Genomic DNA, 15,884 nt, shown 5'->3' on the forward strand with positions numbered 1-15,884 from the left:
ATTAACCGTATTTGATAAGACCAGTACGCAAATTAACGAATGATTAACCATCAGGCCAACCGCATCATTAGACTTTCTCAAACCTGTCACACCATTGTCATTGGTATCGTTATAAAATAGAGCATCTAATATTTGGGGTGCAACTCATGACAGATAGCTTTCAATATCGGGCACTTTTTCTCTCAGATATTCATTTGGGAACCCGTGGCTGTCAGGCAGAAATGCTTCTCGATTTTTTACGTGAATATGACGCTGAATATATCTATCTCGTCGGCGACATATTCGATGGATGGCGCCTACGTAAAGGCTGGTATTGGCCGCAATCACATAATGATGTGGTTCAAAAAATCCTGCGCAAAGGTCGCAAGGGAAGTAAAATAATTTATGTTCCGGGTAATCATGATGAAGTTATGAGAAACTATCTGGGAACACATTTTGGCGGTATCGATGTCAAAGAAAAAGACATTTATACGGCGTTGAGCGGAGAAAAATTTCTCATCATTCATGGTGATCAATTTGATATGGTTGTCATGAATGCAAAATGGTTAGCCTATCTGGGCGATTGGGCCTACGAGACAATCTTGAAGATTAATACTTCGGTAAATCGTATTAAACGTCTCTGGGGTGGCCAATATTGGTCTCTGTCACGTTGGGCAAAACACAAGGTCAAAAGCGCGGTAAACTTCATCGGTGATTACGAAGCCGTGCTTAGCTCCGAGGCTGAGAAGGCCGATGTTAACGGCATCATCTGCGGACATATTCACCATCCTGCAATGCATGACGTCAATGGTATTAAATACATAAACACAGGCGACTGGGTAGAAAGTTGCACTGCGGTTATCGAGCACTTGGACGGTACATTTGAGTTGATTGAATGGTCAAAAGTAACGCGCTTGCGCACAGAAGCACGATCAAGCAAGAAAATGCAATTAGTAGCGGGCGGGCGGCAGACTAAAACCGTGTGATCTGGGCAGGCTAGAGCAATATAAGTAGGATTGGACACATTATGAGCAAAACAATCGGCGTTAAACGTCAGTTACAAAACGCAGTGTCGCAAAACCGCGCGCTTTCAAAAACCGGGCTTCAGGAACGCCTATTTGCAAATGCCTTCACGAAGCTAGTTTACCCCCAGATATGGGAAGACCCGGAAGTTGATATGCAAGCGCTGGACATTAAACCTCATCATAATTTGGTGTGCATTGCCTCTGGTGGATGTAATATAATGTCGTATTTAACAATGTCACCGGCATCAATCACAGCTGTCGATTTATCGCCCGCACACATTGCTCTTAATAAACTTAAACTGGTTGCAGCCAAGCACTCTCCAGATTACCGTACGTTTCATGATTTCTTCGTACGTGGCAATTTAAGCTCGAATGTTACAAATTATGAATTCTTCTTCAGACCACATCTAGATGCGCAGTCTAATGCATATTGGAGTAGTCGACTAGGCTTAACAGGCCGCAAAATCGATATGTTCAAGAATGGGTTTTATCACTACGGACTTCTTGGAAAATTCATACGCGCAGCTCACCTAGTTGCCAGGTTACACGGAGTAGACCTGACAGACTTTATACAATGTAGAACACTTGATGAGCAGAAGCGTTTCTTCAAATCCAATGTAGAACCGATCTTTAACAGCCGTCTTATAAAATTCATTGCAAAAAATCGCGTAAGTCTGTTCGGCTTGGGCATCCCCCCACAGCAATATGAGGAACTAGCAAATGCCGCAGGTGGCGACATTTTGGGAGCATTGAAAGAACGTACACGATCTCTCATGTGTAATTTTCCGCTCAAAGAAAATTACTTTGCATGGCAGGCCTTTGCCAGAAGTTATAATCAAGATGGGGTAGGCCCGCTACCGCCTTACCTTCAAATAAATAACCTTTCGAAATTGCGTGAACTAACAGATCGAGTAGATGTAAGAAATGAAACATTTACACGTTTTCTATCAAACACCGCCGCGAATACAAAACACGGGTATGTTCTACTGGACGCACAAGACTGGATGACAAATGAACAACTCAACGAGCTCTGGGGACAGATCACACGAACTGCCGCACCGGGTGCACGTGTAATATTCAGGACTGCAGGCATTCCAACTATTTTGCCAGGACGCGTAGATGATAGCATTTTATCTCACTGGGAATATCTAAGCGAAACTTCTACAAAACTAAACAAACAAGACCGCTCGGCGATTTATGGCGGTTTCCACATCTATAAACTCAAGGACAACTAGAATGCTTGCAAGTAGCTCGCAACATCAATCATTGATGAATCATATTTATAGCAAACAAAGACACATATATGACGCTACGCGAAAGTTTTATCTATTAGGTCGTGATCAGATGATTATGGGGTTACGACCGCCCAATGGCGGCTCAGTTCTGGAGATTGGGTGTGGTACTGGGCGTAATCTTGTAGTTGCAGCTGGAACCCGCCGCCGTGCCCGTTATTTTGGTTTAGATATCTCAATTGAAATGCTAAAATCTGCCGATAAACTGATCAAGCAAAACGAGCTTCAAGACCAGATCAAGATTGCCAATGCGGATGCAACAGATTTCAATCCTCAAGAATTATTTGGGGTCACAAAATTTGATCGTATCTTTATATCGTATAGTTTATCGATGATGCCATATTGGAAAGAAGCCGTTGACCAAGCATTGATTCACCTTTCTGAAAAGGGTTCTTTGCACATCGTTGATTTTGGCCAACAATCTGAATTACCAAAGACATTTCGGAGCATTCTACGCGGATGGCTAAAACTTTTTCATGTTTCACCCCGCACTGACCTTCTTGAGTATCTTTCCCACATCAGCCAAAAAAGTAATCGCGGCATGGTGTTCAAAAAACCATACCGCGATTATACAACCTATTGTGTGATTGGGCCTCAACGTAACTAAAGCAAGGCGCAACTAAGGTGCGACATGATCAGTAATATAGTGAGACAGCGTGCTTTGCCTCAGCAAAAAACAACCACCTCTCAGCAAACAATCCGGCGATCATCGATATAAAGCCAATGAACATAAATAGGCCATGACCTCCAAATTGATAAGAAAGCGCTGCCATTAGGAATGGAATTAACAAACCCAGAATTACGGATATTCTGCGCAACTTTTTAGAATGCTTACGACCTACTTGGTGCATCATTTCTTTAGTCAGATAATTTTCACCTGAATGCGGCTTTTCAAACAATTTCACTTTACCTAGATGACCAAGGCCTGTTGCCGTTCCAGTATCCGATCCTGTTTGTGAAAAGCCAACCCCATCTGCATGCTTCCACCAAAGAGCTTTCGCGCCCCATGCAATCATCAAAGAAAGTCCCGCAAATAATGCGGCCATATTCCCCATCATACCATGCTTAGCACCAAAAGTTGCAGCAAGCACAAGACCAGAAGCAATACCAAAAGCAACGTAACACACTGGCGTGAGATTACTGTGCCAGCTAGGAACAGTTTTAAGCTGCGCATAGATCATTGATGTGGCATAGATTGTGACCAGCGATAAAATAGTAATGACAAAACCCAAAGCACCAGTGCGCTCGCCTGTTGTCATCCAAACAAGTGTATAGATACCAAATAAAATGAGCGTCACAACAGCCAAGACACCTTCACGCGATAGCCAAGAAGAACGCCATTGCGAGAATGCTCGCCACGCCCGTTCAGGATGCCCCAAATGAAATGTTGAAGACAAAAGGCCAATGACAGCCAAGCCACCAGCAAGAAAACAAATGAGAAATGCTGTAAGTGGTCCTTGCGGCATTGGCCAACCAAGACCAATCATCGCCATGAAGCCAAAACCGGCACCAGACATTACAGTGAAAAATATAACGGAGATTGCTGGATGCATGACTTATCCCAACTTATCTAAAGATGTTAATGCACGGTCGAGCCATCCCAAAACACCTTTATCTGCAACAACAGCTGCAGGCATTTCAGTCGTCTTTGGTGCGTCAGGGCGTGTTTTCGGGCGTGGAGGCAGATACTTATTAACAGGTGATGTCTCCATCTCCGGCATCAGATTGATACCACCACGATCTGCGACCATTTTCGACACATCAGAAGTTGGATCGGCAAAATCACCGAAATGACGAGCGCTTGCAGGGCAGGTTTTCACACATGCCGGCACTCGATCAACCTCTGGCAGGTTTTCATTGTAGATACGATCCACACAAAGCGTACATTTTTTCATGACGTTTTCTGTCGGATCCATTTCCCGAGCGCCATAAGGACATGACCACGCGCACAGACCACAACCGATACACATATCTTCATCTACAAGCACGATCCCATCTTCACTACGCTTATAGCTGGCACCCGTGGGGCAAACTGTAACGCAAGGTGCATCATCACAATGCAGACAAGATTTTGGGAAGTGAACAATTGATGCAGGCGCATCCTCTGGCGTCACTTCAAAGGTGTGAATACGGTTTAACCAGGCACCTGTTGGACTGTCACCATAGGGGTCTGTATCCGATAATGGAGCCCCATAGCCACCTGTGTTCCACTCTTTACAGTTCACAGCGCAAGCATGGCACCCGACACATATATCGAGGTCAATAACCAGGCCTAATTTTTTTTCTGTTGTTGCAGGAAGTAAGGTCATTTTGTCCACTCCTTACCGTAGCTAAGATCCGCTGGCGCTTCATGTCCCGGATTCAGTTGCTGGTCAAATTGCGGTTGGCTGAGTGCTTGTTCAGCATCTGCTTTTTCAACACGAACACGAAGATCAAACCAAGCTGCCTGACCCGTAATTGGATCTGAATTTGACCAGCGATAACCATCATTTTTTGCAGGAAGAAGTTCATTGATCAGATGATTTAGCAAGAAGCCTTTTGTCGCCTCGGGAGAATTAGGAGAGAGTGACCACGCACCTTTGCGCTTGCCAATGGCATTCCATGTCCAAAGAGTTTTCTGATTGACCGCACTCATGCGACGCACAGGTACTTTGATCTTCCCATGATAGGAAGTAATCCAAGCCCAATCACCATCTTCAAGCCCTGCTTCGTCACAGATTTCACCGGGTATATACATTGGGTTATCGCCATGAATTTGACGCAACCAAGCATTTTGGGAGCCCCAAGAATGATACATCGCAGCAGGACGCTGAGTAAGAGCATGATACGGATATTCATCTGTATCTATGCCTGTACCCTCAAATGGTGCATACCAGTCTGGAAGCGGATCAAAACAATCCTCAATGCGTTTCCGATGGCTTTCAGGAGCCTTCGGCTCCATCTTGCCCGCAGCGCAAAGCTGGAATTTTGCCATTGGCTCAAGATACAATTGAAAAACATTTTCAACAGGTGCATCTTGCATACCCATTTCCACGGCCCAATTTTGCCATGCCATATTCGCATGCTTGTAATATAGCGCCTCCTTCGGCACGTGAGATTCAGAAAAACCACCATTCTCAATATAGCGTTTGATCTGATCAGGGTTTGGCTCACCGCGTCCCGTTTTATCACCATCTTTACCGCGCCAACCTGATAAAGGACCAACACCTGGCTTACGTTGGTGATTTGTAATGTAATCTGCATAGTCTTTAAACTTAGCTGATCCGTCCTCATTTGTCATACCAGGCAAACCAAGACGAGCGCCAAGGTCGAGCAGTACAGATTGAAATCCGCGAACTTCGCGATCTGGTTCAAATACTGGCCAACGAATAGCGTCGCACATAGCTTCTGGTTCACTAATGGGGCGGTCCAATAGCGAGATTGCGTCGTGACGTTCAAGGTATGTTGTATCGGGCAAAACCAGGTCGGCATAAGCAACCATCTCCGAAGAATACGCATCAGAATAGATTAGCTTCGGAATAATATATTCACCGTTTTCATCTTTATCGGTGAGCATTTTCATCACACCGTTAGAATTCATAGATGAATTCCAAGCCATATTAGCCATGTACATAAAGAGTACATCAATTCCATAAGGATCGCGTGCATGAGCATTAGGAATAACCATGTGCATCAAACCGTGAGATGACATAGGCGCATCCCAAGAATATGCCTTATCAATCCGTTGCGGTGTGATGCCATCATCTTCAAGCAACATACCCTCTGGTCCGCGCATAAACCCAAGTTGCGGTCCTGCAAGCGGCTTGCCAGCTTCACCGCCGCCATGTGGCGCAGGCTGAGCATGAACCGGACGCGGATAGGGAGGCTTAAAACGAAAGCCACCGGGGCAATCGATAGAACCAAGCAAGATTTGTAGTATGTGGATTGCGCGACATGTTTGAAAACCATTTGAGTGAGCAGCAATACCCCGCATCGCATGAAAAGACACCGGACGGCCAATCATTTTATCGTGCTTTTCGCCCTTCATATCAGTCCAAGGCTGGTCAATTACAATCTCTTTGTCGAACGCAGCTTCTGCTATTTCAGAAGCAATTCGCTCGATCTGATTTGCGCTCACACCAGTCGCTTCGCTGACATTTTCAGGGGCATATTTCTCGTCTGAATATTTGTTCGCCAAAAGCTCGAATACTGGACGAGCTTTGATGCCGCGCTTAACGGACACACTACCTTGAAGATCCGGCTTTACACCCTTTTTACTGTAGGCAACAGCTTTGCCTGTTTTACGATCAAGAACCAGAGCATTGCCATCTTTATCACGGGCAAATGTGCCGTGATCATTACCATCTGGATTATCAATCACAAGCCATGGCGCATTTGTATAACGGATTAAGTAGTCAACATCGATCTTACCAGCTTTAATAAGCTGATGCACAAGCGATAGGACGAAAAGACCGTCCGTACCCGGTGTAATGCCAACCCATTCATCTGCAATCGCATTGTAACCAGTTCGAATTGGGTTCACAGCTATTGCTTTGACACCACGCTCTTTCAGCTTAGACAAACCGATTTTAATCGGGTTGGAATCGTGATCCTCAGCTACGCCGAATATAACAAAGAGCTCAGTTTTATCCCAATCGGGCGAACCAAATTCCCAGAAGGCGCCACCGAAAGTATAAATACCACCAGCGGCCATATTAACCGAACAGAACCCACCGTGCGCCGCAAAGTTTGGCGTACCATACTGTTGCGCCCACCAACCGGTAAAACTCTGACTTTGGTCACGCCCCGTAAAGAAAGCCAATTTCTTTGGGTCTTTCTTGCGAACATCAGACAACCAACCAGTCGCCATCTCAAGCGCCTCATCCCATTCGATTGGCTCAAACTTGCCCTCACCACGTTCACCAACACGCTTCAAAGGTTTTGATAATCTGGCTGGCGAGTAATGCTGCATAATGCCTGCAGAGCCTTTCGCACACAAAACACCCTTGTTAATTGGATGATCACGGTTACCCTCGATATATCTAATCTTGGGAACGCCATTCTCATCATCGCGAATGTGAACATTAATTCCGCAACGGCAAGCGCACATATAACACGTGGTTTGACGAATCTCATCGGACACATGCGGTGAGTTTTCTATCACATGAGAAGTCTCAGCCAATTTAAACGTCCTCCAAAAATTTACTGAATTTGCGAGCTTTATTGCAGCAATGACCTTAAATTACAACTAATACAGAGCCATAAAATGCACTGTTAGCAATATTTATGAGAAAAAGAGTCTCATTTTTTATGCAATAGAAGTATTTTGTATACTAAGTTAATGAGTTCAAATTTATAGGGCCAGTTGAACAGAATTTAACAGTCAATAGAACAAAAAGGCCGCACCTGACGTATCAAATGCGACCTCATTCTTTAACAAAGAATGTATTCGACTTATCCCTTGCCTTTCCAAGGAACCAGACGATCTTCCGCCATGCGCATAAGCACATCGATACCATAGCCAATTACGCCAATCAGGATGATACCCACGATAACAATATCTGTTAGCTGAAATTTCGATGCAGCAATAATCATCTTACCTGCACCTTTTTCAGCGGCAACCAACTCAGCAGCAACAACTGTGCCCCAACAAACGCCCATAGCAACACGCGCGCCAGTAAAGATCTCCGGTAAGGAGTTTGGCAAGATAACCTTTGTAAGCAGCTGTGTCTTAGTGGCTCCCAGTGAATAGGCAGCATGAACCTTAGAGATATTCACACCGGAAACACCGGCACGGGCTGCAATTGTCATAATCCACAGCGCTGCCAAGAATAACAGACTAATCTTGCCTTGCTCACCAATACCGAACCAAATGATGATCAAGGGAATTAACGCAAGCGGCGGAACAGGACGCATAAACTCAACGATCGGATCAAACCAACCACGGAACCATGAACTAAGGCCCATTGCAAACCCAAGTGGAATACCAAACAGACAACCTAGAGAGAAGCCGAGAACAACACGGATCAATGACCAGAAAAGGTTCTCCCAAAGACCAACGCCTTGATACCCTTCTTTAGCGAGCTCAACAAAACGGCTCCAAACTTTCTCAGGTGGAGGTAAGTAGAGTGCCTCCATAGTTAAGCCTGTTTCAGGACGAACTTGCAAAGAACCCTTGGCGGTCATTAAGATTTCACCATCAGCAAACGGAACAACCTGGTTTGGTGAAACAGATACGCCATCAATCGCGGTAACGCGATATCCTTCTTCTTTGCCACCATCATCATTATTCTGAGCTTTCAGAATTTTTGATCGACGCTCTGAAATAAGTAAAACATCATCCTTAGCAAAACCCGTTGCGCTATTTGTAATGTCCTGAGTTTTTGTTTCCGTATCCCCTTGCGCAACAACAGTTATATAAACCGTCCCATCCGCGGTTTCACCAGCCGCATTTGTTGCAGTATATGTGAACGACGATTCGCCCACAAATGGTGGAGGCAATATTGTGAACGGAATTAACTTACTGCCAGTAGCAATGCCCCATAGAACAAAAATAGTAACAACCGCAGCAACTGAAGCAACGCGGTTGGCAGTTACAGCGCTCTCGTCCCCAAAAGTAACCGTTTTAAGGCTTGTATAACCGGTCGCCTTTTCCTTACCTCGACCATATAATCGATGGACATAACTACAACCAGCAGAAACAGCTAAATAAATCCCAAAGATCACAGCTATGCCGACGATCATCCAAAGTGTTGTAGCGATTAGATCAAAAATTTCTCCCAACATTATGCACTCTCCGTCCGGCCCATGATTTCTTCTTCCATATCCCAAATCATGTTCAGGATTTCATCGCGTGTTTTACCAAAATCAGGATGTCGCTTCACTTCACGCAAATCTGCACCAACGCCCATTTCAGCAAATGGTAATTGATATTCTTTATGCACACGGCCCGGGCGTGGCGCCATAACTAACAAACGTTCACCAAGAAGCAGTGCTTCCTCTACCGAGTGCGTAATAAGAATGATTGTCTTGCCTGTTTTTTTCCAAAGATCAAGCACAAGGCTTTGCATCTTCTCACGCGTAAGCGCATCAAGTGCACCTAGCGGTTCATCCATCAATACAACATCAGGATCATTGGCCAAACATCTAGCAAGCGCAACTCGCTGTTGCATACCGCCGGACAATTCATAGATCATTTTTTGACTAAAGTCTTGAAGACCAACAATCTCCAATAATTCTTCAATCTTAACTTTGGTCTCAGCCGCTGGTCGACCAGCCATGCGCGGGCCAAACCCAATATTGTCAGAGACATTCATCCATTCAAACAATGCCCCCTTCTGAAAGACCATTCCGCGCTCAGAGCTGGGTCCGACAACACGATCTTTACCTAGTGAGATTTCACCAGCAGTCGGTGCAAGAAAACCTGCAAGAATGTTTAAAAGTGTTGTCTTACCACAACCAGACGGGCCGAGCACAGACATGAGCTCGCCTTCTTTAATATTTAGATTGATGTTCTTAAGCGCTTCTACCGAGCCGCCATCAGGCAGCGAGAACGTCATTGAAACATCGTTGATGATCAAACCAGACACTGGTGCCACCTCCGAACTTGAGAAAAGGGGTGCGCGGCGTTAATTTCAACGCCACGCAAATGCATAATCCCAAATTGGATTACATTTTTGAAGCAGCTTCGAGGTAGCTTGCATTTACCACAGCTGAATAATCAGGAAGCGCAGTAATCTTACCACCTTCTTCAAGCTTAGCTGCTGCATTCGTTAGGTATTCAGCAACACCGCCACCAAGCCATTCATCAGAAAGCTGCGTCTCAACAGATGGGAATACAAATGTACCAATCACGGCAGCTGTACCTTCAGCATCCATACCGGCAGCTTTACCAATAGCTTCCATCATAGGAGCCGAATCTGCAGCATAATCCGCATTCATCTTAGCAGTTACAGCCAAGAATTTTGTCAAAACATCGGCATTTTCTTCAGCAAATGCCGTTGGAACAGATGTCACGTCGAAAACTTTACCAACAACAGCTTCTTTTTCCGCACCTTCAATGATTGCATTACCGTGTTGCTTCATTGCACGAAGAGAACCACCCCAGCCGCAAGCCATTGCTAGGTCTGTGTTTGGCTGCGCAAATGCAGCAGCGGAGTCTGACGGAGACATGTCCACGATTTCTAGATCAGATTCAGCAAGACCAAAATGTGCAATTTGAGCCAAGAAACCAGAATGTGCCGCAGTTCCTAGTGGAACGGCAACTTTTTTGCCTTTTAGTTCAGCAACATTATCCTTGGTAATTTCAAGTTCTGAACGAACAACACAATTATCATTATCAGAATATGAAACGGCGATATCGACAACTTGTAAATCTTGACCTGCAGCAGTAGCCACCAAGAACGGTGTCACACCTTGTGAGAACGAAATATGCACATCACCTGATGCCATCGCAGCTGACATTGCAGTACCAGCATCGAAAGACACCCATTTAACTGGAATACCTAATTCTTTAGCATAAAGTTCATTTGCTTGTGCAAACTGGTTTGGTGTTGGCCATTCCAAAAAGTATGCAACAACAAGTTCATCGAGTGCCTGCGAAGGTGCAACACTAGCCATAAGGGCCATTACACCACCTGCCACTACTCCTGTTACTTTGTTAAATTTCATTTGGTATTCTCCCGTTTGTTTACAATTTTTAGGTCCAAGTTCTTATTATTATTTGATGTTTAAACATTTTGTTTTGAACTTTGAGTCTAATTTAATAACAATTATCTATTAGAAGCAATCAATAAATTGCGAGTAGGTCCAGACGTAAGGGTTGCATGAGCCAGTTGCAAATTGAATAAACGATGTGAACTATTTCGCCAGTCAAGCAAAGTATAGATCGCCTAGTCAAGAATTTCGCTTGCACATTGAGCAAGCAACTCAATTCCCGGTTCAATATTAGCTTCCGAGATAGAAGAGAAACCAAGCCGAAAATAGTTTCTATTCTCCTCTGGCTTGGAAAAAAAGACATCACCCGGCTCAATCAAAACACCCTTCTCCTGTGCTCTTACTGCCAATTCTCCAACATCTAGTTCATCTGGCCCTCTCACCCAAAATGAACTGCCGCCAAAATCTGGCACATCATACCAACCATGAAATCGGTTAGCCAAAGCAAGGCTGAGTGTTTCAGACCTGCGTTGATATGTCTGGCTAAGTTTATTAATCAAAGTGTTATGAATACCCAATGACAAAAACAGAGCGACCACGCGCTGATTATTGCCAGGCGGATGGCGCAACATAAGGCGACGCATAGCCCGCAACTCTTGAACAAGTTCAGCAGGCGCAACAATAAACCCAACCCGCAAACCCGGCATCAAAGATTTAGATAAAGATCCGATGTAAAGAACCCTGCCACTACGGTCTAATGACTTAAGCGCCGGCACCGGATCAGATCTAAAATTGGTTTCATACTCATAATCGTCTTCGATTATGAGTGAATCATTCTTGTTCGCCCAGTCCAAAATTTGCTGCCGCCTCGCAGGGCTCATTGTAGCATTGGTTGGATATTGATGACTGGGCGTTACAAAAACAAGTTCACTTTCGCTCAACTGATCGACACATATACCCTCTTCGTCGACAGGTACATGCTGCACATTATCTGTCCGTAACTGAAACATGTTTCTGATATCTGGATAACCTGGATCCTCAACTGAAACATTCGTATTTTGACGTACTAAAAGATGAGCCATTAGAAACAATGCATTCTGCGCACCCATTGTTACAAGGATTTCATCGCGATTTGCCATGATACCACGCCGGGTTAAAACACGTTGTTGAATTTGCTCGACAAGCATCGGGTCATCTGCGTTAAAGCGATCATCAGTCCAGGCGTCTAACCATTTCAAACTGAGAGATTGGCGTATACAGTCACGCCACGCACTAATAGGAAACAACTTTGGATCAACTTGGCCGTAAATGAATGGATAGGGGTACTTACTCCAGTCAGTTGGTTTAACAATGTTGATCTGTTCGGAAGGCTTTAAGCGCAATTTCTTTTGCCAATCCACTGCATTTTCTGAATACCTTATTTCCTCGGCATCCTTAGCCTGACTCTCGAAGAGGTCTCTCCGAACATCTGGGGAGACATAAAACCCAGACCTTTCACGCGATACTAAATACCCATCTGCAGTCAGCGCCTGATAGGCGAGCATCACTGTATTGCGTGAAACCTTTAACCGTTTAGCCATCACACGTGTTGATGGAACTGGCGCATCCGCGGGCAACTGTCCAGCCAACATTGCCGATACAAGCATCTCACGAATTTGTGTTTGCAACGATTTTGGCTTCTCTCGTTCGACCTGAAATAAACTATAGCGCATAAGCACTCCTCACCTCTTCTGGGTTAAACATAAAGGCATTCTGGCACTACATGCAAGTTTCATTGGATCTAAAAAATCAAGTTCTGTGAAAAAATTTCACTAAGAGCTAGTATTTTCAATAATTTTCTTGCAAAAAATACAGAAAAATGAAATTATTATAACAAATTTCATTTATAGGTTTTCCATTGGAACATTCAGATCTGGTTTTAGATAGCAAAGAGAACACCGTTGGCGCCGATATCAGAGCACTAAGAAAGTCGCGCGATATACGCCTTATACAGCTTGCAGCAGAGCTTGGGCGTTCGACTGGCTGGCTTAGTCAAATTGAACGCGGGCAAACGGAACCTGCAATTTCTGACCTCCGCAATATCGCTACATATTTTGATATGCCACTTAGCTTCTTCTTCAGGAATGAGCAGGCAGCAGAAGGTGAGCAAGGTTTTATCGTTCGTAAGTCAACACGCGGCACGCTTGGCTCACGTATGAGCGGGCTTGTGGAGGAACTTTTGTCCCCTCACCTTTCCGCAGACTTTGAAATGTTGCGATCAGAATTTGAAGGCGGAGCAAAGAGTGATTGGATCAATGCGCGCCCCACCCAAGAAGGCGGCTATATTATTAAAGGGCGACTTAATCTTTGGGTGAATGATAAGAAATTTGAACTATTTGAGGGCGATAGCTTCCAATTTCAAAACGAAAAATACAGGTGGGAAAACCCAACAGAAACGACAACCATCGCATTCTGGGTTGTCTCCCCATCGATATATTAAAGCAATAGAGGACAGAATGTCAGATTTTCCAACAACAGCAAGAGTGGTCATTATCGGCGGCGGCGCGATCGGTGTCTCAACCCTATATCATCTTGGTAAAGCCGGATGGACCGATTGTATTCTTCTGGAAAAGAACGAGTTAACTGCCGGCTCCACATGGCATGCTGCAGGTAACTGCCCGAATTTTGCCGGCTCATGGGCTGTTATGCACATGCAGCGTTATGGTTTGGAGATGTATCGTGGACTAGCGGATGAAGTCGATTATCCAATGAACTACAATGTGACTGGCGCATTACGCTTAGCACATACAAAAAATCGTATGATGGAATTTGAGCGCGTCGCCAGCATGGGACGCTATCAGGGTTTGCAGATGGATATTTGCACACCGCAAGACATGCTCGAATTTTGCCCATTCATGGAAACGCACGACCTTGCGGGTGGTCTTTGGGATCCGCTTGATGGCGATATTGACCCGGCACAGTTAACACAAGCCCTTGCAAAAGGTGCCCGCGAAACGGGGCAAAACATCATCCGTTTCACTCCAGTTACCAATGTATCACGGGATGGAGACGAGTGGATTGTTCACACTGATAAAGGTGATATTCGTTGTGAATTCGTCGTCAATGCTGCCGGTTATTATGCGCAACGCGTTGGAGAATGGTTCAAACCATATGGTGGGCGTCATGTGCCGCTAACCGTTATGAGCCATCAATATTTCCTCACAAGTGAAATTCCGGAGCTGGAAGCTTGGACGAAAGAAAATGGCAAAAAAATGCCAATGATCCGCGATGTGGATACATCATATTATCTTCGGCAGGATAAGCATGGTTTAAACCTTGGACCTTACGAGCGCAATTGTAAGGCACACTGGATCACACCGGACGATCCAATGCCTGATGATTTCTCATTCCAGCTTTATCCTGATGATCTTGATCGTCTAGAATATTACATAGAAGACGCAATGGAGCGCGTACCCATCCTTGGCACACAAGGCGTAGAACGGGTTATCAACGGCCCAATCCCCTATTCACCTGACGGTCTTCCTCTATTGGGTCCAATGCCGGGTGTGAAGAATGCATTTGAAGCACACTCATTCACATTCGGCATTGCCCAGGCTGGTGGCGCAGGCAAAGTTATGGCGGAATGGATCACCGAAGGCGAAACTGAGTGGGACATGTGGGCGGTTGATCCGCGTCGTTTCACCGAGTATGCTGATCAAGACTATTGCAACAAAAAGGCCATGGAAACTTACGGCCACGAATATGCAATGCATTTTCCGCACCATGAATGGCCTGCTGCTCGTGATAAAAAGCTTTCACCAAACCATCAACGTCTTCTTGCTGATGGCGGCCAAATGGGCGCCTATAACGGTTGGGAGCGTGCCAACTGGTTTGCCAAAGATGGCGATGACACATCCGAAGAAGGAACTGAAACTTGGACACGCCAAGGCTCTTGGACAAATCGTGTAAAAGAAGAAGTTGAAAATGTACGCGATAATGTCGGCATACTCGATATGCCGGGCTTTTCTCGTTATGCATTAAAAGGTGACGGTGCGGCTGAATGGCTCCGCAACCAAGTTGCAGGTGCCTTACCAAAAACTGGCCGCATGAACCTTGGTTACTTCTCTGACACCCAAGGCCGCATTGTCACAGAAGTCACAATCATCCGCTGGGGCGAAGATGATTTCTGGCTCATGACGGCTGCCATTGCTCAATGGCATGATTTCGAATTCTTATCAAAATCATTACCTGCAGATGGTTCAATCGAGCTAACCGATATAACGGACAAATGGTCAGTTAATCTGGTAACAGGCCCAAAGTCACGCGATGTCATCGCTAAACTAACACCTGATGCCGACCTCACGACAGGCTGGCTAACTATTCAAGATAGCGAAATAGCTGGTAAATCTGTGAAACTTCTTCGCATCTCATTTGCTGGCGAACTAGGTTGGGAAGTCCACTCGCTGTTTGAAGATAATGCAACAGTTTACACAGCTATCCGCGATGCAGGTGCTGAACCGTTTGGCATGTTTGCACTCGATTCTATGCGTATTGAGAAAGGTTACCGAACTTGGAAAGGTGACCTCTTAACAGACTATACGTTACTCGAGGGCGGCATTGAACGTTTCGTACGGCTGGATAAAGCACAAGATTTCCCGGGCAAAGCTGCCCTTCAAGCTGAAAAACAACAGGGTTCCCAAAAAGGTTTTGTGACTTTGATTGTTGAAGCTGGCGATTGCGATGCACCTTACATGTCAACAGTTTGGCATGGCAACGAAGTTGTTGGCGAAACAACATCGGGCAACTGGGGATATCGCGTGAACAAGTCTATCGCGCTAGGCGTTGTCCGAATTGATTTTACTGCACCCGGAACTGAGCTGGAAGTTGAGATTTTTGGGGAGCGCTGCAAAGCGATTGTTCAAGAAGATTTGCCACTTTGGGATGCCAATAACGAAAGAATTCGGGCCTAAGCTTG

General features: G+C 45.2%; 12 protein-coding genes. 5 read left to right on the forward strand and 7 right to left on the reverse strand.

Annotation, left to right across the window (positions count from 1 at the left end; all coding sequences use genetic code 11):
• Positions 1-146 precede the first annotated feature (146 nt).
• Genes G3W54_RS11215 through G3W54_RS11225 form a run of 3 tightly spaced genes read left to right on the forward strand, consistent with a single transcriptional unit; the run spans position 147 to position 2,903 of the window.
• A complete protein-coding gene (locus G3W54_RS11215) occupies positions 147-965 on the forward strand; it encodes a UDP-2,3-diacylglucosamine diphosphatase (protein WP_162653131.1) in 819 nt (272 codons plus the stop codon).
• Between the two features lie 41 nt (positions 966-1,006).
• Positions 1,007-2,239: a DUF3419 family protein gene (locus G3W54_RS11220; protein WP_162653132.1), complete on the forward strand. Its 1,233-nt coding sequence runs from the start codon at positions 1,007-1,009 to the stop codon at positions 2,237-2,239.
• A 1-nt stretch (position 2,240) separates the two neighbouring features.
• The gene (locus G3W54_RS11225) at positions 2,241-2,903 is read left to right on the forward strand and encodes a class I SAM-dependent methyltransferase (RefSeq protein WP_162653133.1); all 663 of its coding nucleotides are present in this window, start codon (positions 2,241-2,243) and stop codon (positions 2,901-2,903) included.
• 28 nt (positions 2,904-2,931) lie between these two features.
• Here G3W54_RS11225 and G3W54_RS11230 read toward each other — a convergent pair whose 3' ends face one another.
• The 7 genes from G3W54_RS11230 to G3W54_RS11260 all read right to left on the reverse strand — a co-directional run bounded on the left by G3W54_RS11230 (position 2,932) and on the right by G3W54_RS11260 (position 12,642).
• Positions 2,932-3,849: a DmsC/YnfH family molybdoenzyme membrane anchor subunit gene (locus tag G3W54_RS11230; protein WP_162653134.1), complete on the reverse strand. Its 918-nt coding sequence runs from the start codon at positions 3,847-3,849 to the stop codon at positions 2,932-2,934.
• A gap of 3 nt (positions 3,850-3,852) precedes the next feature.
• Positions 3,853-4,605, reverse strand: a complete 753-nt coding sequence (locus tag G3W54_RS11235; protein WP_162653135.1) for a 4Fe-4S dicluster domain-containing protein — start codon at positions 4,603-4,605, stop codon at positions 3,853-3,855.
• Complete coding sequence (locus G3W54_RS11240) at positions 4,602-7,457, reverse strand: molybdopterin oxidoreductase family protein (RefSeq protein ID WP_256366939.1); 2,856 nt, start codon at positions 7,455-7,457, stop codon at positions 4,602-4,604. Before G3W54_RS11240 ends, G3W54_RS11235 begins: the two co-directional genes overlap by 4 nt.
• A 272-nt stretch (positions 7,458-7,729) precedes the next feature.
• The gene (locus tag G3W54_RS11245) at positions 7,730-9,061 is read right to left on the reverse strand and encodes an ABC transporter permease (RefSeq protein ID WP_162653136.1); all 1,332 of its coding nucleotides are present in this window, start codon (positions 9,059-9,061) and stop codon (positions 7,730-7,732) included.
• Positions 9,061-9,864: an ABC transporter ATP-binding protein gene (locus tag G3W54_RS11250; RefSeq protein WP_162653137.1), complete on the reverse strand. Its 804-nt coding sequence runs from the start codon at positions 9,862-9,864 to the stop codon at positions 9,061-9,063. The genes G3W54_RS11245 and G3W54_RS11250 overlap by 1 nt, the downstream gene beginning before the upstream one ends.
• 79 nt (positions 9,865-9,943) lie before the next feature.
• Entirely contained in the window at positions 9,944-10,945 is a 1,002-nt protein-coding gene (locus G3W54_RS11255) for an ABC transporter substrate-binding protein (RefSeq protein ID WP_174244225.1), read from the reverse strand.
• 221 nt (positions 10,946-11,166) lie between these two features.
• Positions 11,167-12,642 carry a PLP-dependent aminotransferase family protein gene (locus G3W54_RS11260; RefSeq protein ID WP_162653138.1) on the reverse strand — a complete coding sequence of 492 codons (1,476 nt, stop codon included), beginning with the start codon at positions 12,640-12,642 and terminating at the stop codon, positions 11,167-11,169.
• Positions 12,643-12,827: 185 nt separating this feature from the next.
• Here G3W54_RS11260 and G3W54_RS11265 point away from each other — a divergent pair, with 185 nt between their 5' ends.
• Together G3W54_RS11265 and G3W54_RS11270 are read left to right on the forward strand one after the other, a co-directional pair.
• The gene (locus tag G3W54_RS11265; protein WP_244627878.1) at positions 12,828-13,409 is read left to right on the forward strand and encodes an XRE family transcriptional regulator; all 582 of its coding nucleotides are present in this window, start codon (positions 12,828-12,830) and stop codon (positions 13,407-13,409) included.
• A gap of 16 nt (positions 13,410-13,425) precedes the next feature.
• Positions 13,426-15,879, forward strand: a complete 2,454-nt coding sequence (locus G3W54_RS11270) for an FAD-dependent oxidoreductase (RefSeq protein ID WP_162653139.1) — start codon at positions 13,426-13,428, stop codon at positions 15,877-15,879.
• Positions 15,880-15,884: the final 5 nt, after the last annotated feature.

The organism is Lentilitoribacter sp. Alg239-R112 (assembly GCF_900537175.1).
In the GTDB taxonomy this organism is placed as follows: domain Bacteria; phylum Pseudomonadota; class Alphaproteobacteria; order Rhizobiales; family Rhizobiaceae; genus Lentilitoribacter.

Excerpts from the sequence above, each read along its gene's own strand:
- G3W54_RS11215 (WP_162653131.1), top strand. The coding sequence starts at position 147 with ATGACAGATAGCTTTCAATATCGGGCACTTTTTCTCTCAGATATTCAT.
- G3W54_RS11220 (WP_162653132.1), top strand. The coding sequence starts at position 1,007 with ATGAGCAAAACAATCGGCGTTAAACGTCAGTTACAAAACGCAGTGTCG.
- G3W54_RS11225 (WP_162653133.1), top strand. The coding sequence starts at position 2,241 with ATGCTTGCAAGTAGCTCGCAACATCAATCATTGATGAATCATATTTAT.
- G3W54_RS11230 (WP_162653134.1), bottom strand. The coding sequence starts at position 3,849 with ATGCATCCAGCAATCTCCGTTATATTTTTCACTGTAATGTCTGGTGCC.
- G3W54_RS11235 (WP_162653135.1), bottom strand. The coding sequence starts at position 4,605 with ATGACCTTACTTCCTGCAACAACAGAAAAAAAATTAGGCCTGGTTATT.
- G3W54_RS11245 (WP_162653136.1), bottom strand. The coding sequence starts at position 9,061 with ATGTTGGGAGAAATTTTTGATCTAATCGCTACAACACTTTGGATGATC.
- G3W54_RS11255 (WP_174244225.1), bottom strand. The coding sequence starts at position 10,945 with ATGAAATTTAACAAAGTAACAGGAGTAGTGGCAGGTGGTGTAATGGCC.
- G3W54_RS11260 (WP_162653138.1), bottom strand. The coding sequence starts at position 12,642 with ATGCGCTATAGTTTATTTCAGGTCGAACGAGAGAAGCCAAAATCGTTG.
- G3W54_RS11270 (WP_162653139.1), top strand. The coding sequence starts at position 13,426 with ATGTCAGATTTTCCAACAACAGCAAGAGTGGTCATTATCGGCGGCGGC.